The sequence below is a fragment of the Flammeovirga yaeyamensis genome (assembly GCF_018736045.1).
GTDB classification, from domain to species: domain Bacteria; phylum Bacteroidota; class Bacteroidia; order Cytophagales; family Flammeovirgaceae; genus Flammeovirga; species Flammeovirga yaeyamensis.
In genome coordinates, this window is the sequence record NZ_CP076132.1 from 918,676 (window position 1) to 938,514 (window position 19,839).

Here is a 19,839-nt window from a genome sequence, read left to right on the forward strand (position 1 = left end):
AAAGGTATATTTCTTACTTCACGGCATCAATAATAATACTAGTATATTTTGGTTCATTATTGACATTCCGAGAATCAAATCGAATAGAACGGTTGATCGTCCCATTCTGAGTATCCCAATCACAACATTGAAACTCTTTTTCTTCATCAAAATATTCTAATAATTTGACTTGAAAACCAGCTTCCTCAAAAATGGATTGAAAGAGTTTGTAGTTGTATAAAACTTTATGATCGTCTGAACCGATGCCATGTCCACCAGGTTTTACATAGTCAATATAATCCTCATCTTGATGATAACCATCCGGAACGGCTAAACGTATATTCCCACCTTTCTTTAAAAACTTGTAGCAATTCTTAGCAGCAATTTTACCTTGTTCTAAAGTGAGATGCTCCCAAACATGCTCTGCTAATAGAAGATCGATATCGTTTTCATCAAAGAATTTTTTCCAAGTACGTTCTTCTAAAAGATCAATGATATAGATGTCTGTTGGGAGCCAACCATCATCAAAAATATTCTCACTACCGATGACCACCTTTAAAGGTTGATTACTTTTTTTTCGTTGTTTGACATCACTTTTAAATTGTCTGATCTTCATTTCCTGAAGAAAAGGGCGAGCAAAAGGCATTAGCATATTTTTGAGTTCCTGCATAAGAAGAGATTAGTTTTTTTTAAGTATAAATTAAGTTAACATAACTTTTACTGATTTGAAAATGAAAGAGAAAGAAGGAGTATAAGGTAAGAGGTAAGACTCGTCCAAATCTATTGAGACTTCAGTCTCAATAGGTATAATTATTTCCACCCCCAGGTTTCAACCTGGGGTATATATATATATATCATGATAGGTATAATTATTTTTTCAACCTGAGGAAAATCCAACGTGATCTAGCATCAATCCTTCTAAATGAAAAATTAAACTAAAGTAGATATTCCTCTATAATTATAAATAGGTATAGTTAAAAAAATAGCCGAAATTAAAGTAAAGTATAATTTCGGCTATTTTTTGACAATTCTACAAAATCAGATCTTCAGCACGACCTTCCCTGTGATTTTACGATCAAGAATTGAGTTTAATGTCTCTATTGCCCCCTCAAAATCGACAGTAATTAATTGAGGAGTTTTGACTTTCCCGTTCAACATTGCATCCGTTAAACCATTCGCAGCATCGATGATGGTATTTAAGCTGTTTTTATCAAAACCATGAGCAGCCCCCAAAGCCAATTGATGAAAAGTGATGTTTTTAGAAAATACATTATCGTATTTATCTGGGCGAACCACACCAACGAGTTCCAGCATTTCACCATTAAAGGTTAAAGAGTTTGCCGCAATAATATCGTTATCATCACCTACACAGTCGAAAGATTTAGAAACCCCTTTGCCCTTGGTCAGTTCTTTTACTTTAGCGACTACATCAGTGTTTTTGTAATCGATCACCTCATCAGCACCTAAGCTTTTTAAATAATCGTGCTTTTGAGAAGAAGCTACGGCAATCACTTTTTTGGCTTTGCAAACATGTTTGGCTATTTGAACGGCATAAGATCCAACACCACCGGCAGCACCAATAATTAGCACCTTATCACCTTCGTTCACCTTTAGTTTTTCCACCAATGCTCTCCAAGCCGTCCATCCAGCACAAGGAGCAGCAGCAGCTGCTTTATTTTTTAAACTATAAGGTTTGTGGAAAACTGTACGGTAGTCGTGAACTGCATATTCTGCTAAACCACCATGAGGTTTAAACATATTTCCATGATAGAACACCTCATCCCCTTTAGCAAAACCTTTTACCTTTTTTCCCATTTTAACCACTTCACCAACAACGTCTAAACCGACGACATAAGGAGAGGGGACAGGTTCAGGAATTGCTCCTTTCCAAAATTTAATTTTCGCATCTACAGGGTTAATACCACAGGCTTTTACTTTAACTAGAATTTCGTTTTTCCCAATCTCAGGAATATCAATCTCATTTAAATGAAACTGATCTGTTTCAAATTGATAAGTTATGGCTTTCATTATAGGGTTATGTTTTTTCAGCGAGAAATATAGTAGATGATAATGTGAGATGCAAGATGGGAAAACTAAGGAAGTAAGAAACTAAGGAACTAAGAGGGAGAGTATCAAAAGCCCATGAATTTATTCATGGGGATGTTTTTCATTTTAGGTAAGAAGTAAGAGGTAAAAGGTAAGGCTCTCCTGGCGCAGATGTTAAGCGATAGCGTCATTTGTGCCTATAAACGTTAGAGGTCTCCCGACCTTGTTTACTACTGAATTTTAAATATCTGCTCCTCTTATCCACATGCTTTAGATAAAAAGATCTCTTATTATCTTTTATTTGCGACTGTGTTGCATAAATGTAATATACTTTACTATCTTTGCATGCATTCTAAAAGTTATTCATTTCATAAACAATTTCAGCTAAGCGTGAAATAAAACTATAAACTCAGATTAAACATCAATAACATAAATATGCGACATTGTCGCATTTAGCTGAACTTTAAATCATTTATTTAATGCTTAATAAATATTTACCTGATAATTGTAATTTACTATACGTTGCAATAATTGGTTTTTTAGCGTTCTCCTTTAATGGTTATTCGCAAGTAAAAAATAAAATCATAGTAACTGATGAAGGTAATCAGCCTTTACAAGCGGTATCTATCTCAGTGGTAGAAGATAATACGTTAATTGGTACTACATCTATAAAAGGAGAGATATTAAATTCGTTTCGAAAGGAAACTGTTGTAATGATTCATGCCTTGGGTTTTGAAGATCTGATTGTAACTATCAAGCCCAATAAAAGTTATATATTCCATTTACACGAGAAAATTGATGAGTTAGATGAGGTTGTTGTAACGGGAGGTTTTGTCCCAACAAAAGCAAACCAATCATTGTATAATGTAAAAAGAATTGGTGTAGACGAAGTAGAGGCGAGAGGTGCTGTAAACATGAGCGACCTTTTACAACAACAGCAAAACATAAAAGTAATTCATGATAACGTTTTAGGTAGTAGAATTATCCTTAACGGATTATCTGGCGTGAATGTCAAAATCTTAATGGATGGTTTACCGTTAGTGAGTGGAAGTGGAGATGATATCGATTTAAACCAATTGAATTTAAATGATATTGAAAGAATCGAAGTAGTCGAAGGTCCATTGTCTGTTCAATACGGAAGTAATGCTTTAGCTGGAACAGTTAATTTGATTACGAAGAAGCCATTAATGAACGAACCTTGGAGAGGAGGAGTCAACACCTATGCAGAAACAGTAGGTAAATTTAATGTAGATGCTAGCCTAAGAAAAGGATGGGAAAATACTTCTTTATCATTAAGTGGGGGACGAAATCAGTTTTTAGGGTATGACTTAGATCCCAATAAAAGAGGAAAATTTTGGCGACCAAATACTCAATATTATGGAAACATGAGAGTGAAGCAACAGATTAAAAATGTAGCTGTTTCAGGTTTCTATCAACAATTTTATGAACAAGCACAAGGATTAGGAGAATCTCAATTAGGATTAAACTCACAAATCAATAAAGTGAGTCAAATGGCAAGAGATAACGAATTTACCACTCATAGAATTAATGGAGGAGTAAATATCGATGCTAAACTAAATCATAGAAGTCAGCTGCAATTTATGAACGGCATCTCGTATTACGAACAACAAACCCAAAAGTTTGTAAGAGATTTAGACTACAATATGGAGTGGTTAAGTAAAACCGAATCTGACCATGATACTACTTCTTTTATGACAGCTACTTTTAGAGGAAGTTATGTGTTGTCAGAAATTGGAGCTCACAATTCGACTTGGGTGGTAGGTTATGAAGCCAATGTAAATAGAGCAGCGGGAGGTCGTGTAGAATCGGGTTCTGCAGATGGCTACGATGAGTATTCTGCTTACACGGCTTACAAGTGGCAAATTTCTAATGAATGGGCATTTCAAACCGCATTTAGATATACCTATAATACTTATTTCCATAATGGAGCAGTACAGTTTTTAGGTACCGATATACCATTGGTTCCCTCCTTTAATTTATTGTACAAACCATCAGAGAATTGGCAATATAGATTGAGCTATGGTAAAGGATACAGAGTCCCGTCTATGAGGGAAATGTTCTATCATATGCAAGATCAAAATCATTATATCGTTGGTAATCCTGATCTTACTCCAGAGGTTGGAGATAACATAAATTTCCAAACTACTTATTCAAAGAATGTTGGGGAATGGAGATACTCTGTAAATACATCGGTCTTTTATAATAACATAAAAAATAAGATCGAAATGATGGAAATGGACCGTTCACTATTGCCTCCTGATGTTCCAGAAAACACTCCTGTAGTGAGAACATATGATAACATCGAAGAGTTTGTGTCGACAGGTTTTTCTATCAATTTGGCATCAGAATATCAATCAAGATTAACGATTGATCCTGGATTTTCATTCTTGGCAAGATCAGGTTCAGAAGCTTCAGATCAGTTCTTTAATAGCTATGAAATTACACTTAGAACAAGCTATTTAATTCGTAAATACGATACAAGAATCAACCTTTTCTATAAGTTCAATAGTCCTTATGCAGAGTTTGCTAAAGAGGCGGATGGAACAGTAGGAACACAAACATTAGATTCCTACAGTTTACTGGATTTAACAGCTACTAAGCCATTTTTTAATCGAAAACTATTGGTAACAGCTGGTGCTAAAAACTTATTGAATGTAACGAAGGTGAACATTTACGGAGACGGTTCTAAAGGCATTTTATCACGTATCGGAACAGGCGAGAGACCTATTGACTACGGTACGCAATTATTTATAAAACTAGGTTATCAATTTTAATATTATCCATAATGAAGTTATTTAACACAACAATCTTCAGCAGCCTTTTACTTTTATCATTATTCTCTTGTAATAATGATGATGACACTAACACAACTATTCCAGATGATAATGTGGATAGCAAAATCATTACAGCAGAGTTAACAGGTCAACTTTCGCATGAAGTTTATGTTGATTTAAACACTGGTGAAACAGTTACATCTGAAGTAAACACTTGGGAAGTAGCATTTGATCAAAACGGAACAATCATTTCCAACTCAGGCAAAAAAGTAGCATTAGCTATGCCCGTAGAAACTGATTTCGATGCTATCAATGAAGAAAGTGCACAAGGTCTTCAGTTGTACTACGACGATGAATCGGCTGACAAGACGTTAACAGCTTGGAACAAAAACGGTTTTGAGTTGAATACACCTTATATCTTAGATTTAGGTATCGATGGTTTAGGAAAATCATTAGGTTTTAAAAAGTTCATCATTTCTGAAAATTCTTCTTCACAAGCAGTGATCAAATTTGCTGACTTGAATGGTGAAAATGAGCAAACAACTACAGTAGAAAAAGGTAGTGGTTTTGTGTACTTCTCTATGATCGAGAATAAAGTGAATGAAGTAGAGCCTGCCAATTGGGACATCGTTTTAAAGCCAGTGACTGTTAGAACAGGTGCTCCGTGTTTTACAATGGGTGATGCAGCAATGCCAGGTATCAACTGTGATATCATGAGATTAAATGCTTCGGTTATCATCAACCAAAATGGTTCAGTTAAAGGTGCTAAAACATCGAACTATCCTGATTTAGAGCCAAACGATGATCCAGAACACGAAATCAACTTATTAACTATTGAGGACAGTAATTTCGAAGAAATCACTCCTTCTACAGTTGGTGATTTAGAAATGACTACTCAAGGTAATTTAATCGGAAAAGAGTGGTTCCATATTCAGACTCCACATAGAGATGGAGTGTACAAAGTATATAGCCATATCACATTTGTAGTAAACGATGAGGAAGGAAATAATTACAAATTAAGATTCCTTACTTATTCTAAAGATGGTCAAAATGGCTATCCGACATTTGAATATCAATTGATTCAAGATAATTAGAATGTAGTATAGATTTTACTCTGAGCGGCGGGGATTTTCTCCGTCGTTCTTTAGTTTAATCAATAGGATAAACTGATAATTTACTTAGATCCTTTTACTATAGACTAAACACCAAACAATCTCATTAGAATGAAATTCATCAAAGCGAATAAAAAGAAAATACTATCATCAGCAGGCATCTTATTAGGGATGCTTTTGGTGTATCTGTATTATGCCACTCAAGTGAGTGTAACGCAAATCGCATTTATTGATTTCTCCGAATTTCAGTTATCAAAAATCAACAAAGTAAACGATAACGATTGGATAGAAATCAATTCTCTTTCAAAAAAGAACATCGATAAGGCATCGAGCTATGACGTGATTTACCTATTTGGTCGAGGGTTATCACTATCTGCCGATGAACAAAGAGCCTTAATGAAAGCAGGACATATGGGAACGAAAGTATATGTGTATGCATCAGGAAATGATGATTACAATATGCTAAGTAATGTCGATTCTTTGTCCAAAATAGAAATTGATGCCTACATGGATAATGGAGGCGAAGAAAACTATCATCAATTATTAAACTTCTCTAGAGTAAATATTGATAAGAAAGCGTGGTTCCTCCCAGAAGTGAAATCACCGGAGATTATCCCTGAAGATGCCTATTTAAGCATGGGTACCACAAAAGCATTTACTGAGTTGGACAAAGTAATTGATGATCAGAAGAAGAATAAAACCTATGTGGATGGTCAGCCGACGGTGGCACTTTTAACGAGTGTACCGGGACCGTTCAATGCCAACCCGGATCATATTTTCGATCTTCAAAAAGCATTGTTCCAAAGAGGACTGAATGTCATTACCATCACTTCTCACAAGAATAGAGTGGCGATGATGAAAGAAACTGCTCCGGATCTTGTCGTCTATTTGCCGCATGGTCGTTTGGCAGGGCACTCTAGAGAAGACGTAGGGAAATGGTTGGAAGAACACAATATTCCGGTGTTGTCGCCTTTGAGTATTTTCCAAAAGAAAGAAGATTGGGAAAACTCTCAGAAAGGTATGTCTGGAGGAATGTTGAGCATGAACGTGGTCCTACCAGAATTGGACGGTGCTGTTGCTCCATACGCTTTTGCAGTAGAAATGAAAGACGAATCTGGCTTCCTAAAGTTTAAAGGAATTCCAGAAAGAATCGACCGATTGGCAGACATGTGTAAGAACTATGTCAACATCAAAAAGAAGCCAAAATCGGAACAGAAAATAGCGATTTATTATTTCAAAGGACCTGGTATGAACGCCATGGTCGCTTCGAATTTAGAAGTAGAACAATCACTTTATAATACCTTGAAGATGCTAAAAGCACAAGGATTTAAAGTGGACAATATGCCAAAAGATCAGAAAGCTTTTCACGAACTAATTCAGAAAAACGGATTGGTATTGGGACCTTACGCCAAAGGGAAGTTTAATGATTTTGTGAAAACAGCAGATCCTGTTTTGGTCGATACGGCTAGTTACCAACAATGGACTTCCAAGGACTTAACAAAAAGTGCTTATGGAGAAGTAGTAAAGAAATTTGGTGATGCACCTGGCGAATATCTATCGGTGAAAGAGAAAGACAATGCCTACATTGCTGTCTCTAGATTGGATTTCGGTAATGTAGTCATGTTGCCTCAACCTATGCCCGGACTAGGTGACGATAGCTTCAAGTTAGTACATGGAGCGAAAGCAGCCCCTCCTCATCCCTACATTGCGTCGTATTTGTGGACGAAGAACGATTTCAAAGCCGATGCCATTATTCACTTTGGTACCCACGGTAGTTTAGAGTTTACACCGGGAAAACAAGTTGGTTTATCTTCGAATGATTGGAGTGATGCCTTGATTGGAAGCACCCCGCATTTCTATGTGTACACTATCAGTAATATTGGAGAAGGTATTATTGCCAAGCGTAGAAGTTATGCCACTACGGTGACTCACTTAACGGCTCCTTTTACTGAAGGTGAAGTACACAATGAGTTGAAAAGTTTGGAAGAAAAGTTAGATAAATTCTACAGCGTAGAGAACGCTAACTTGAAAGCGAAATATAAAAAGTCGGCAATTGATCTGGCGAAAAAAATGAAGATTGATGAAGACTTACAGCTGGATTTTTCTGGTGAGGTAAGCGATTCTTCTTTATTTGCGATCTCTCAATATGTAGAGGAAATTGGCAACTCAAAAGTAGCCAACGGATTGTACAGTTTAGGCAGACCTTATACCGAAAAGCAACTGAACGAAACATCATTATTGATGTCGTTGGATCCGATTGCTTACAGCTTAGCACAATTGGATGTGGCAGATGGTAAAATTGATCAGAAACAAGCGGAAGATGCTCGTTATTTTGATAAGCATTATCGTCAACCATCAAAAAGTATTTTGAAAAAATTATTGACGAGCAGAGTCACTTTAACTCAGGCCCAAAATCAGATGATTAGCAAAGAAAGATTGGCTAAGATCGAGGGTTGGAAGAAAGAAGAGGCGATAGCAAAAGCACACGCGAAGAAACATCAGAAGAAAAAAGTAGATGGAAAAAGTGGTGCATCGCAAGTCAAAAAGAAATTAGAAATTCCGAAAGAGGAGCTATTAAAACAAAGAGCTGAAGCACAAAAGAAAGGGGCGATAGCAAGAAAGAAAATGCTTTATACCCAAAATGTGCAAAACGTTTTTGTGGGATTGGAAAACCTTTTGAAATCAAAAGAGAATTTAAAGATCAGTACAAAACAAGAACAATTATCGTTGGTGAACGGAGTGAAAGGTGGACACATTTTACCTACCTCAGGAGGAGATCCAATTGCGAATGCTTATGCTGTGCCAACAGGTAGAAACTTGTATTCTATCGATGCCGAAGCCACTCCATCGAAAGAGTCGTGGGAGTTGGGTAAATCTTTAGGAAAAAAACTATTGGATCATCATTTTGAAAAGAATGGAGAGTATCCAAAGAAAGTCAGCTTTACCCTTTGGGCAAGTAGTTTTATAGAAACAGAAGGCGCCACTTTTGCCGAAATTCTTTACCTATTAGGCGTAGAACCCGTTCGCGGTCCTTATGGAAAAGTGATGGATGTGCAATTGATTCCATCAGAAGAATTGGATCGCCCAAGAGTGGATGTCGTGGTACAAACCGCAGGTCAGTTTAGAGACTTGGCCGCTTCGAGAATGTTCTTGATCAATAAGGCCGTGAAATTGGCAGCCAATGCAGATGAAATCGTAGAGAACTATGTAAAAGCAGGTGTAGCTGATGCCGAACGTTACTTAAAAGAAAAAGGAATGTCGCCACAAAAAGCACAACGTTTTGCAGCCGATAGAGTCTTTGGTGGAGTAAATGGAAACTACGGAACGAACATCATGGGATTGGTCGAAAAAGGAGATCGTTGGGAATCGGAAGCTGAGGTTGCCACGACTTACATCAATAACATGGGTGCGGTTTATGGAGAAGAAGACTGGGGAGAATTTGCCGAAGGTATTTTCGAGGCAGCCCTTCAAAATACAGACGTAGTGGTTCAGCCAAGGCAAAGTAATACGTGGGGTGGTTTAAGTTTAGACCACGTCTACGAATTTATGGGTGGATTAAGTATGGCCGTAAGACACACTACAGGTAAAGATCCGGATGCTTATTTTAACGATTACAGAAATGCCAATAACGTAAAGATCCAAGGTGTAAAAGAAGCCTTGATGGTCGAAGCACGTTCCACTTTACTGAATCCTAAATACCTAAAAGGAATGATGAAAGAAGGTGCAACAAGTGCCGAAAACGTAGCCGAAACCATTAGAAATACCTACGGTTGGAACGTTATGAAACCCAAAGAAATTGATAATCACCTTTGGGATGATTTAATGGAAGTATTGGTAGAAGATAAATACAACTTAAAAACACAGGAGTTCTTTGAAAGAGAAAATCCATATGCCTTAGAAGAAGTGACTGCAGTGATGTTGGAAACCATTCGCAAAGGCTATTGGAAAGCAAGCAAAGAACAAATTGAGAAGTTGATCGATGTGCATCAAGAAATGATTGACAAGCACAATGCTGGCTGTAGCGAGTTTGTGTGTGATAACATCAAATTGAAAGATTTTATAGTGGAAAACTCTAGCAATCAACAATTGAAAGAAAGTTATCAACAGCAAATTGCAAAAATCAGAGAGTTGCCAACAAATCAGCCCACTGATGTGAAAGAAAAGAAGAGCATTCAACTTGAAAAAGAAGTGATTCAAGAAGAAACTGTGGATAACTCAGTGGAAATCGAAGAAGGTTTAACCACGACCGAGATCGGAATCACTTTAGGAGTCCTTGCTTTACTTCTTCTTTTAATAGGCATTTACTATAAACAAAAATAATTATGGAAGGGGTTTTCTTTTTAATACTTTCCATGAGTTTTATTCTAATGATTGTAGACCGATGGCAGTTTCGACCGCTGCCGTTGGTCATTAGATATTTTATGATCAGTGCCGTAGCATTACTGTCGTTTAACACAATTATTAGTCAGAGTAAAAGCCATTGGTTTCAGGAAATGATGAGCGAACAATGGGTATTGATGTTCTTCTCCTTTCTGATCATCGAAATGGGTTTAGGAATTCTTTTCTCACGATTTTCGTCCAATAGCATCATTCAAAAAGTACATCAATTATTCGCCTTTGTGCCAAGACCCACCTCTATTTGTGCTATTCTATTGATAGAAATTTTAGTCTTTGATGCCGTACATGGTTGGAGTTTTAAGGCAGTAAGTATCACCTATGCCATCAGCTTAATGCTTATTGGAGTGGGTACTTACTTTTTGTTCAGAAATCACAAATCAATCAATAAATTAAAATCGGTGATCGTAACGGTATTTAGTATACTTCAATTGTTATTGATCTCGACTTTAATCAACCCACAAAAATTAGAAAACAGCGTAAACGCATCATTTGATGTACAATCCTCACTCATCGTCCTATTATTATTCTTAGGATTCGCGTTGGTAGGATTCTTAATATCACTTAGAAAAAGTTATGGATTACGTAAATAAAATATTGTTTTGGATCTCATCAGGATTGATGTTTCCAACCGTCGTTGCCCTTATCGTTATGTTTGTCGTATCTCTTGTGAAATTAGGAGAAAACTATCAGGCATTTATTCAGAGAGTACGACAAAAGAAGGTGATAAAACCTTATATAGATCAATTAAAATTATCATTGGTTCAGCCCGAATTCGAATCAAATTCTATCTTGATGTCTAGCATCAAAGAGTTGTTCACATTCCAAGACTCTTTAGTAAGAAGAGAGCGAGTAGTGGCAGAATTCGAAGCCAAAGGGAGAAAATCATTAAGTATCCTAAAGAACTTAGCCAAGATGGGACCGGTAGTCGGACTAATGGGAACACTTATTCCTATGGGACCAGCCTTAGTCGGTTTATCTTCTGGCGATATAGCTTCGATGGCCAACAATATGCAAATGGCCTTCGCCACTACTGTAGTCGGATTAATCATCGGAGGGATCGGATTTGTCCTTCAGAACTTCCAACAAAGATGGTTTGCCGAAGACTACGCTACCTTAGTTTTTATTGTTGATTTAATGCAAGAAGAAAATGAGAAGAAGAAACAACCCGTTCTTAAATAACGAAGACGATATCGATCCGGTAGCATCAGTAGCCAATCTATTTGATGTTGCCATGGTCTTCGCCGTCGCCCTCATGATTGCATTAGTAACCCGCTTCAACATGCAAGAATTCTTCACCGACGAAGACTTCACCATCGTAAAAAATCCTGGAAAGGAACAGATGGAAATCATCACCAAGAAAGGAAAAGAAATTACGAAATATAAACCCTCAGAAAACCAAGATAAAAAAGAATCTGGAGACAAAGGCAAGAAGATTGGTACGGCGTATCAGTTGGAAAGCGGGGAGGTGATTTATATTGAAGACTAATTTTAAATAGGTAGTAGGTAGCAGGTAGTAGGTGCTAAGTTAACGCTCGTTTTTTTGGAAGAGAGTCGGATGTAATGAGAGTATCAAAAGCCCAGGATTTTAATCCTGGGGATGCTTTTTTGAAGGTAAGAAGTAAGAGGTTATGCCCGCCTTGCGCAAATGTTAAGCGATAGCGACATTTGTGCCTATAAACGTTAGAGGTCTCCCGACCTCGTTTACTATTTGCAAAAGGGCTAAAGTCTATGTTGTAATAATAATAAAACTATCCATAAACTGACTCGAATTGTACAAAAAGGCAATGGAATAGGACAAATCCCGAGTCGGATACCCTAAAAACCAAAATCAATTATTGAAATTATAATCAAGCAGCATCGAAGAATAGCTTGGAATATCCATATCCAAAGGAGGCGGTGTAAACTCTCCGTCTTCTCAACCTAAAATCTTAACTTCTTCCATAAAATCTCTATATGAACTAACCCAAAATCAACTCATTCTCCCCAAGGAGGAGGTGCAACCCCTCTAGCTCTATCAGTGTATGAAGCTCCCACCCAGTATCTATACACTCCCCAACCCAAACATCAGAATAATAATCCCCAATCCTCCTTGTAAAACCCATCCAAATACAAGTAATTAGTATCACAAATCAAGAACTTAAAGCGAAAGTAGAGGTCAAATAAGAATATGAGCCAAGATTCTGTGGAAATACTAAACCAAAACAAAGCATCAAACTTTATTTATGTCGAAGCTCTATTACCGATACTATTCATCTGTTTACCGTTATCAAGGTATTTGGAAGAATTGATATTTCCCTTTGGAATAGTATTATTAATACTAGCATATTTTAGAGTTCGAAAAGCATTAGCCTTTGAAAGAATTTCATTAGATATCAGCAGAGAAGAGTTACTTGAAGTGATGCAAAGAGTCACAAAAGAATTATATGATGTACATCAAAATAAGGTGACGAATACTTTATATAAATTTCAGATGATAGGTTTTCGATATACTGAAGATTATTTATTAAAGATAGATGGAAACGAAGTTCTACTTCAAAGTTATTATTCAGGTGTTCGAGCATTCTTTTTATTATTTAAAAAACCATCAACATTTAAAAATTGCTTTTTAAAGCATCTAATTGATGTAAAAGAAGGTATTCCCTACGATATAGCTTTAAGGATAAAAAGAGAAAATAGACTTCGAAAAAATGAGTTAAAGAAAGGACAGTACTTAATGAATTTTTCAATTTCTATCTTTGGAGCTATTCTCATTTATGCAGTTTTAGGTAGTCAAAGTAGGCCACTGGAGACCACTATTCCAGGTGTTATATTGGGTATGCTTGGGATTGGTTTAGCATACTATCTCAAGAAAAAGAAATTTAAGATATAAATTTCGTAAGAGTTATTTCTTTGACTATGAAATAAATAGATCTATATTTATCCAACTAATTATTCACTAATCAAAAACAAACTAATTTTTTATGACCAAAAAGCTAATCACTCTTTTCATCTTTTGTCTATGGTCAATGACATCATTTGCTCAACTTGATGCGACAACTTCAAAGAAACTAGATCAGTATTTAGAGGAAAATACCAAAGTAACTCACAAGGAAATTGTGGGAGAGGCTATTTCTAAAATTCTGAAGCATAAAGTGTATTTCATCAGTATGAGAATACAAGGGATGTATAATATTACTGGATTTAACACTAGCGAATTTATTGTTATCGAAATAGGCGATAAAGTAAAGAGATTTGAGTGGGAAAACACAAATACAGATATGCCAGAATTTCTTTGTTATATCAAGGATGACTTTGTGTTAAATGAGAAAACCGCCCAAATGTTTCAAGATTTGCTCGATAAAATCTATCCGGTAGAAGATTGGAAAAGCCAACACAAAGAATTTTTGCAAAAAGATGGGAAGTGGTATTTTTTAAGAGATAAATTCTTCGACAAAAAACAAGGATTTGAAATTACTGTAGATGATAATGGTAAAATTACCTTTATCAAGTATATCCTAAAGTTTGAAATAGATCAATAAAAATCAAGTAAACTAAAACTATAATTAAAATGAAAACCTTAAAACTATTCTGTTTAGCTATTATATCATTAATAGTCTTTTCATCATGTGACAACGATGAAACATCTCCTTCGGATCAAGGATTAGTACCAGGGACAATCAGTGCCAAGTGGGAAATCAACAATAGAAGTGAATTCACTTCTTTCGAGTTTAATGAAAGTGGGAGTTATATCATCAGACAAACAATTGCTCCAGCTGATTATGTAGAAGATGTCCTCTATTTTGGGCAGTATGAGATTATTGATGAAGAGACAATAGACTTACATGGTTATGGTATCCTATCTAATGTACAATTGAGCAACAATGAAATCAGCTTTACTTTAAGACAGACCAATAGTGAAACTGATATTGAACTTGTAGCATCGAAAGCAGAGGAAATGGAATCGACCCAAAGAACCTCTTTACTTTGTAAAACATGGAAGTTGGTATCAATTGATGGTCAAAGTATTGTAGGTACAGAAATGGATCTAACAGTTCTTTTTTCAAAAGCCGGAACCTATTTAGTTCAGTTTAAATATTCTTCAGAAGATTTTGAAGGCGGACTTGCACATTGGAGATGGGCAAACAAAAATGAAGAACAAATACAATACGATTGGCAAGAAACTCCAGATTGGGAATCACCAGGGTTGGTCGATATTAGAAATTTAACATCAAATAGTTTAACCATTGTAGAAGAAGATATGGTGTATGAATTAAGTGCTGTGGAGTATTCTAGTTCTGCCAAGCTTTCAGTATCTAAGGAATCATCTTCTAGAAAAAAAACTGGAGTATTTTCTAAATAAAATTCTTCTATTTTTTTGATGGGAATAACTGGCGCAGATGTTAAGCGATAGCGACATCTGTGCCCATTAACGTTAGAGGTCTCCCGACCTCGTGATACATATACCAGAAAAATCATCAAAAATTAAACTATAATAGATTTTTGAGCATATATTAACTGTATATTAGATACCAAAACTAAAGAAAAGTATAATTTTGATGTCAAATTGATGTTTTGATGACTTTATTAAATAATGTTATAAAACACAACTAACCTCATATCAAAGTTCGTAAGATATTGAGTGAGTAAACTATTTAAACATAAACAAATCTAATCATGTCTGATAAAGAAAAATTATACGAGATCTTAGGAGAACTTTTATTCGTTGTAGCCAAAGCTGATGGTGTCATCCAAGATGAAGAAAGACAAGCAATCGATCAGTACATCGAAAACCATCCTTACGGTGAGGACATCAAATGGTCATTTAATTATGAAGCCAAGAAAAACACACCAATGGAAGAAGTTTACAATAAGGTATTGGACTACTGTAAACATTACGGACCCACAGCAGAGTACCAAGAGTTCGTTAATGCCATGAAAGTGGTAGCAGAAGCATCCGATGGGATCGACGATAACGAAGCAGAAGTAATGGATTCCTTCTCCAAAGAACTTCTGAAAAGATTCCAACAAGATATTGAAGGTTTAAAAGTATAAATAAAGATTCCCCTGTTTTGAGATCCTCGAGGCAGGGGATTTTTTTTAATTAGGAGTTAGGAGTTGCTGAATTTAGGTTCAATTTTTTGTAACTAGAACTTTTCAATACTTAGATAAAATCCCATGAACGAACTAGAACAAAATATTCAATCCTATTTCGGAATTATTCAACCTCAAGAATTGAAAATGATTAGTTCTCTATTTCATCCTAACACTATCAAAAAGGGAGAGTTTTATCTCGAAGAAGGTAGGAGGTGTGAACAGCTTAGTTTTATTAAATCGGGTTGTTTGAGGATATATAAGAATACAGAAGATAAAGAAGTCACACAATGGATTGCTACCCAAGGATATTTTGTGACAGACCTTTCTAGTCTATTATTTGGATCTTCTGCTCGATGGAATATTCAGACATTAACTGATGTAGAACTGTACACAATCAGCGGATCAGATTATAAAAGAATAGGTGATTTGATTCCAGAATGGCACGAGTTGGAAAAGTTATTTATTGGAAAGTGTTTTACGATTTTAGAAGACAGAATTTTTAGTCATTTATCCATGACCGCCGAGGAACGATATCAATATTTCTATGATCAAAATAAAGAGTTGATCAATCAAGTTCCTTTACAATACATTGCTTCGATGTTAGGGATGACGCCTGAAACGTTCAGTAGAATTCGAAAAAAGCAGAGTTTATAAATTCTTGATATTTATCAAGAGCAAACCCATAGTAGTTTAAGAACTTTGTGATGTACAAAAACTAATGGAAGTTTATATCACCAAAAATTAAACACAATGGAAATTAAAACAGAAATTCTAATTCATTCTACACCTGAAAAAGTATGGTCAATTCTAACAGATTTTGATAAATATCCAGAATGGAATCCTTTTATAAAATATATACAGGGTGAGGTAAAAGAAGGAAATCAGATAAAAGTGAAAATAGAACCTGAAGATGAAAAAGGAATGAAATTTCAATCTAAGGTTTTAAGTTTCCAAAAGAACAGGGAATTGAAATGGATAGGTAGATTATTGTTCCCAGGAATATTTGATGGTGAACATCAATTTCTATTAATTGATAATGGAAACAATACCACTACTTTAAAACACAACGAGAAGTTTAAAGGTATTTTGAAAGGGTTATTAAATCTTGAAAAAACAAAAAAAGGCTTTGAATCGATGAACATCAAATTGAAAGAATTAGCAGAGAGTAATGGTTAAAGTAATAAGAGGTAATTTAATTTATTTCGTATTTCGTTGATTATTACTCCTCAAAATTCTAATTTTAATGAAAAAACTAAAACCTATATTAACTCATGAATTTTCAAAAGCTAATAGCATTTATCTTAACAAGCTTAATTTTACTTACGAATTCCTGTATCCTGAATAAAGAACATGCTATACGTTCAGTTACTGTGAAAAGTTATTTAGCTGAAGTTGAAAATAATAAGATCCATAAAAGGGGTCAAATATTAGAATATGTTGAGGTCTATAATGAAGACGGAAAATTACTTTATTTCAAAGAAGATGGTGGATTAGCTGATGAGGAAAAAAAACTCGTATATGATTCTTCAGGATATTTAACGAATGAGTTTCTTACTAAGTACGGTCAGTTTCAATATGAAAAGAAGTATCAGAATGACTCATTGGGACAATGTTATGAAGAACATATATACAGAGCAAATGGGGATTCGACAAAAATAAAAAACACTCATAATTCAAATGGAGAATTAATCAAAAAATTATATTACTGGGATTGGGAAACACCTCATTTATATACCGATTTTCAGTCTGATGATAATGAAAAAACAGAAAAAGATTATAAAATAGATGGGACTAGATGGCATTTAATAAAAAGAAATTTTGATAAAAAGGGAAGGCTAATAAGATATAGAGAGTATAAAAACTTTACAACCCAAGAAAGAGATACCAAATATACATACAATAAGAAAAACGACCTTATTAAAGAGATCACATATGACTCTTCTCGAAGTGTAATTGAAGAGTCTAAATACTCTTATGAATACGATAAAAATAAAAATTGGATAAAGAAAATCATGTATCGAGATGAAAAACCAATAGTAATTGATGAACGAAAGATTGAGTATTTTTAAATTGTTCCACTTATGAAACAACGACTTATTATTCTCTCGGATCTTTGTGGAAGCGAAAAATCGGATTGGTTGATCTATTATACACATATTTTAAATCAAAAATATGATCTAGTATATTATGATAGTTGTCAGCTAGGAAATGTTGATACATCAAGTAATGATCAGCAAATAATTCATCAACAATTTGTTGAAGGTGGAATTAGAAAAGCTATTTCACAGTTGATAGAGTTAGAGCAAAATCCAATAAAAATATTAGCTTTTAGTATTGGCGGGTTGATAGCTTGGAGATATGGTCTGCTTACCGGAAATATTAAATCTTTAATTTGTATATCATCAACTCGATTAAGGAAGGAAGTTTATAAACCTAAAGGAGAAATTGAGCTATATTTTGGGGAAAAAGATGCATATAGACCACCAATGGAATGGTTTATAAATCAGAATGTGAAATTCGAAGTGATACCAAATAAGCACCATGAGATTTATACTGAAAGGGAGTTTGCTGAGGAATTTTCATTAAAACTTTGTAATATTCAATCACATTAATAATTAAATACCTTGATTGAAGAAAAATAAATCAAGAGAGTTAAACTAATTTTTTAAAAGCAAACAAAATTATTATGCCGAGACAAAAGTTTTATTTAGATACAGAAAAGAAGGAGCAATTAGTAGTTGAATTCAAACCATTTTTTAAAAATGCAAAAGTTACTTTAAACGGAAACGAAATCTTACAGTTCCAAGATAAGAAAGACGTTAAAAGTGGTGGTGAATATCAAATTGATAACGATAGAAAACTATCCATTCAGTTGGTAAGAAATAAACTTATGGGTACCGATGAATTAGTAGTTCTAGTAAATAATGAACCCGTGAAAGGTAGTTCATCAGATCCATATTACGAATTAAAAACAGCTTACAGTATATTATTTCTTTTAGCTGGGTTAAACATATTCTTTGGAATAATTGCAGAGGTAACATCAATGGAAATTCTAGTCAATTTAGGACTTGGAATTGGATCAATTATAGTGGGAGCTTTTTATGTTGCATTGGGCTATGTCATTAAAGTGAAACGTTCCATGATTGCTTTAGGAGTATCAATTTTCTTCATTTTACTTGATGTTGTTTTGACGATTTATTTCATGCCGGGTAAATCAATTGGAGGTTTAATATTTAAAGCTTTTCTTTCAATATCTTTGTTTAGAGGATTTGGAGCTATTAAAAAGATAAAACAAAAGGAGGCTGAAGAATCTAATGAAGAAAGTATGCATTTGAATCATTGATGAGTTGTCTCATTTCATTAGATCACTAAAAAATGAACCACTACAACAAAGAAGTATCCAGAATAAAAGACGATGTATATTCCAACCAATGGCAAATTGATACTGTTATCGGACTAAAGAATTACATGGATATCAACTTTAGTGAAAAGTTGAATCTGACTCTTTTTTCTAAGATCCGCTTTGTTTCCAAATACCATCTTCTTCGACTGTTTAAAAAGTATTATGGTCTTACTCCCAATCAGTACTTGATGGATAAACGAGTGGAAAAAGCCAAAGAATACATCAAAAAAGGAATGTCGGTATCAGATGCTTGTTATGAAGTGGGATTCGAAAGTCTAAGTTCTTTCAGCTCCTTATTCAAAAGAAAAACAGGCATTTCTCCAAGCGAATATCAAAAGAGCAATTTTCGATAAATGATTGAAATGTTTAATTTGAATCTTTGCATCATTCAATCACATTAAACAGTAAAACAATGAAAATTAGTGTAATAAGCATTCCTGTATTAGATCAAGAAAAAGCACTTCAGTTTTATACAGAGAAGTTAAACTTCATAAAGAAAAAAGATGTGCCGGTGGGTGGTGGAAATAGATGGTTGACTTTAGTTTCGGAAGAACAACAAGATGGACCTGAGCTTTTATTGGAGCCTGCACCATTGCATTTTGAACCTTCAAAAGTATATCAAAATGCACTTTTTGAGGCGGGTATTCCCTACACACAATTTGATGTTTCAGATGTTCAAAAGGAGTACGATAGATTATTGGAGTTGGGAGTTGAATTCAGCATGAAACCAACAGAAATGGGTACGGTAAAGATTGCTGTATTTAATGATACTTGTGGGAATAATATCCAACTTGTAGAGACACTATAGTGCGAATATAAATAGGATGAAAGTCCAATAATCAGTTGAAGATTATTGGACTTTTTTTGTTGATTAAAAATCTTAAAATTAAACTAAAGTAGATATTTGATTCATTTTTAATTTAGGTGTCTTATCAAAAAACACTGAAATTAACTTAAAGTATAATTTCAGTGTTTTTTGTTTTGTACAAACTATCAAGTTCATCAACTATGAATAATAAAGCTGTTGACCGAT

General features: G+C 34.8%; 19 protein-coding genes. 17 read left to right on the forward strand and 2 right to left on the reverse strand.

The features are described from left to right. Positions 1 to 13: 13 nt before the first annotated feature. Positions 14 to 649 carry a class I SAM-dependent methyltransferase gene (locus KMW28_RS03530; protein ID WP_205958232.1) on the reverse strand — a complete coding sequence of 212 codons (636 nt, stop codon included), beginning with the start codon at positions 647 to 649 and terminating at the stop codon, positions 14 to 16. Between the two features lie 368 nt (positions 650 to 1,017). Beyond that, a complete protein-coding gene (locus KMW28_RS03535; RefSeq protein WP_169666477.1) occupies positions 1,018 to 2,007 on the reverse strand; it encodes a zinc-binding dehydrogenase in 990 nt (329 codons plus the stop codon). A gap of 497 nt (positions 2,008 to 2,504) precedes the next feature. Between KMW28_RS03535 and KMW28_RS03540 the strand changes: the two genes are divergently transcribed. The 17 genes from KMW28_RS03540 to KMW28_RS03620 all read left to right on the forward strand — a co-directional run bounded on the left by KMW28_RS03540 (position 2,505) and on the right by KMW28_RS03620 (position 19,614). Continuing rightward, entirely contained in the window at positions 2,505 to 4,820 is a 2,316-nt protein-coding gene (locus tag KMW28_RS03540; RefSeq protein ID WP_169666479.1) for a TonB-dependent receptor plug domain-containing protein, read from the forward strand. An 11-nt stretch (positions 4,821 to 4,831) separates the two neighbouring features. After that, complete coding sequence (locus KMW28_RS03545; RefSeq protein WP_169666481.1) at positions 4,832 to 5,914, forward strand: HmuY family protein; 1,083 nt, start codon at positions 4,832 to 4,834, stop codon at positions 5,912 to 5,914. 129 nt (positions 5,915 to 6,043) lie between these two features. Beyond that, entirely contained in the window at positions 6,044 to 10,252 is a 4,209-nt protein-coding gene (locus KMW28_RS03550; protein WP_169666483.1) for a cobaltochelatase subunit CobN, read from the forward strand. 32 nt (positions 10,253 to 10,284) lie between these two features. Next, positions 10,285 to 10,920, forward strand: a complete 636-nt coding sequence (locus KMW28_RS03555) for a hypothetical protein (protein ID WP_169666484.1) — start codon at positions 10,285 to 10,287, stop codon at positions 10,918 to 10,920. Continuing rightward, positions 10,904 to 11,509: a MotA/TolQ/ExbB proton channel family protein gene (locus KMW28_RS03560; protein ID WP_169666486.1), complete on the forward strand. Its 606-nt coding sequence runs from the start codon at positions 10,904 to 10,906 to the stop codon at positions 11,507 to 11,509. Before KMW28_RS03555 ends, KMW28_RS03560 begins: the two co-directional genes overlap by 17 nt. Next, a complete protein-coding gene (locus KMW28_RS03565) occupies positions 11,478 to 11,816 on the forward strand; it encodes a DUF2149 domain-containing protein (RefSeq protein ID WP_169666488.1) in 339 nt (112 codons plus the stop codon). The genes KMW28_RS03560 and KMW28_RS03565 overlap by 32 nt, the downstream gene beginning before the upstream one ends. 681 nt (positions 11,817 to 12,497) lie before the next feature. Then, complete coding sequence (locus KMW28_RS03570; RefSeq protein WP_169666490.1) at positions 12,498 to 13,199, forward strand: hypothetical protein; 702 nt, start codon at positions 12,498 to 12,500, stop codon at positions 13,197 to 13,199. Between the two features lie 91 nt (positions 13,200 to 13,290). Next, entirely contained in the window at positions 13,291 to 13,848 is a 558-nt protein-coding gene (locus KMW28_RS03575) for a hypothetical protein (protein WP_169666492.1), read from the forward strand. Positions 13,849 to 13,877: 29 nt separating this feature from the next. After that, the gene (locus tag KMW28_RS03580) at positions 13,878 to 14,669 is read left to right on the forward strand and encodes a hypothetical protein (RefSeq protein ID WP_169666494.1); all 792 of its coding nucleotides are present in this window, start codon (positions 13,878 to 13,880) and stop codon (positions 14,667 to 14,669) included. Positions 14,670 to 14,983: 314 nt separating this feature from the next. Further along, positions 14,984 to 15,361: a tellurite resistance TerB family protein gene (locus tag KMW28_RS03585; RefSeq protein WP_169666496.1), complete on the forward strand. Its 378-nt coding sequence runs from the start codon at positions 14,984 to 14,986 to the stop codon at positions 15,359 to 15,361. Between the two features lie 123 nt (positions 15,362 to 15,484). Continuing rightward, positions 15,485 to 16,057 (forward strand): Crp/Fnr family transcriptional regulator, encoded by a 573-nt coding sequence (locus KMW28_RS03590; protein WP_169666498.1) that lies wholly within the window; start codon positions 15,485 to 15,487, stop codon positions 16,055 to 16,057. 96 nt (positions 16,058 to 16,153) lie between these two features. Then, complete coding sequence (locus tag KMW28_RS03595) at positions 16,154 to 16,579, forward strand: SRPBCC domain-containing protein (protein ID WP_169666500.1); 426 nt, start codon at positions 16,154 to 16,156, stop codon at positions 16,577 to 16,579. 95 nt (positions 16,580 to 16,674) lie between these two features. Next, entirely contained in the window at positions 16,675 to 17,472 is a 798-nt protein-coding gene (locus tag KMW28_RS03600) for a hypothetical protein (RefSeq protein WP_169666502.1), read from the forward strand. A 12-nt stretch (positions 17,473 to 17,484) separates the two neighbouring features. Continuing rightward, positions 17,485 to 18,015: an alpha/beta fold hydrolase gene (locus KMW28_RS03605; protein WP_169666504.1), complete on the forward strand. Its 531-nt coding sequence runs from the start codon at positions 17,485 to 17,487 to the stop codon at positions 18,013 to 18,015. A 74-nt stretch (positions 18,016 to 18,089) separates the two neighbouring features. Next, a complete protein-coding gene (locus KMW28_RS03610; protein ID WP_169666506.1) occupies positions 18,090 to 18,746 on the forward strand; it encodes a hypothetical protein in 657 nt (218 codons plus the stop codon). A gap of 32 nt (positions 18,747 to 18,778) precedes the next feature. After that, positions 18,779 to 19,159: a helix-turn-helix domain-containing protein gene (locus KMW28_RS03615; protein ID WP_169666508.1), complete on the forward strand. Its 381-nt coding sequence runs from the start codon at positions 18,779 to 18,781 to the stop codon at positions 19,157 to 19,159. Positions 19,160 to 19,218: 59 nt separating this feature from the next. Next, positions 19,219 to 19,614: a VOC family protein gene (locus tag KMW28_RS03620; RefSeq protein WP_169666510.1), complete on the forward strand. Its 396-nt coding sequence runs from the start codon at positions 19,219 to 19,221 to the stop codon at positions 19,612 to 19,614. Positions 19,615 to 19,839: the final 225 nt, after the last annotated feature.

Coding starts and splice junctions, on each gene's coding strand:
- KMW28_RS03585 (WP_169666496.1), top strand. CDS start 14,984: ATGTCTGATAAAGAAAAATTATACGAGATCTTAGGAGAACTTTTATTC.
- KMW28_RS03570 (WP_169666490.1), top strand. CDS start 12,498: ATGAGCCAAGATTCTGTGGAAATACTAAACCAAAACAAAGCATCAAAC.
- KMW28_RS03575 (WP_169666492.1), top strand. CDS start 13,291: ATGACCAAAAAGCTAATCACTCTTTTCATCTTTTGTCTATGGTCAATG.
- KMW28_RS03530 (WP_205958232.1), bottom strand. CDS start 649: ATGCAGGAACTCAAAAATATGCTAATGCCTTTTGCTCGCCCTTTTCTT.
- KMW28_RS03580 (WP_169666494.1), top strand. CDS start 13,878: ATGAAAACCTTAAAACTATTCTGTTTAGCTATTATATCATTAATAGTC.
- KMW28_RS03600 (WP_169666502.1), top strand. CDS start 16,675: ATGAATTTTCAAAAGCTAATAGCATTTATCTTAACAAGCTTAATTTTA.
- KMW28_RS03535 (WP_169666477.1), bottom strand. CDS start 2,007: ATGAAAGCCATAACTTATCAATTTGAAACAGATCAGTTTCATTTAAAT.
- KMW28_RS03540 (WP_169666479.1), top strand. CDS start 2,505: ATGCTTAATAAATATTTACCTGATAATTGTAATTTACTATACGTTGCA.
- KMW28_RS03550 (WP_169666483.1), top strand. CDS start 6,044: ATGAAATTCATCAAAGCGAATAAAAAGAAAATACTATCATCAGCAGGC.
- KMW28_RS03590 (WP_169666498.1), top strand. CDS start 15,485: ATGAACGAACTAGAACAAAATATTCAATCCTATTTCGGAATTATTCAA.
- KMW28_RS03615 (WP_169666508.1), top strand. CDS start 18,779: ATGAACCACTACAACAAAGAAGTATCCAGAATAAAAGACGATGTATAT.
- KMW28_RS03610 (WP_169666506.1), top strand. CDS start 18,090: ATGCCGAGACAAAAGTTTTATTTAGATACAGAAAAGAAGGAGCAATTA.
- KMW28_RS03545 (WP_169666481.1), top strand. CDS start 4,832: ATGAAGTTATTTAACACAACAATCTTCAGCAGCCTTTTACTTTTATCA.
- KMW28_RS03605 (WP_169666504.1), top strand. CDS start 17,485: ATGAAACAACGACTTATTATTCTCTCGGATCTTTGTGGAAGCGAAAAA.
- KMW28_RS03555 (WP_169666484.1), top strand. CDS start 10,285: ATGAGTTTTATTCTAATGATTGTAGACCGATGGCAGTTTCGACCGCTG.
- KMW28_RS03565 (WP_169666488.1), top strand. CDS start 11,478: ATGAGAAGAAGAAACAACCCGTTCTTAAATAACGAAGACGATATCGAT.
- KMW28_RS03595 (WP_169666500.1), top strand. CDS start 16,154: ATGGAAATTAAAACAGAAATTCTAATTCATTCTACACCTGAAAAAGTA.
- KMW28_RS03620 (WP_169666510.1), top strand. CDS start 19,219: ATGAAAATTAGTGTAATAAGCATTCCTGTATTAGATCAAGAAAAAGCA.
- KMW28_RS03560 (WP_169666486.1), top strand. CDS start 10,904: ATGGATTACGTAAATAAAATATTGTTTTGGATCTCATCAGGATTGATG.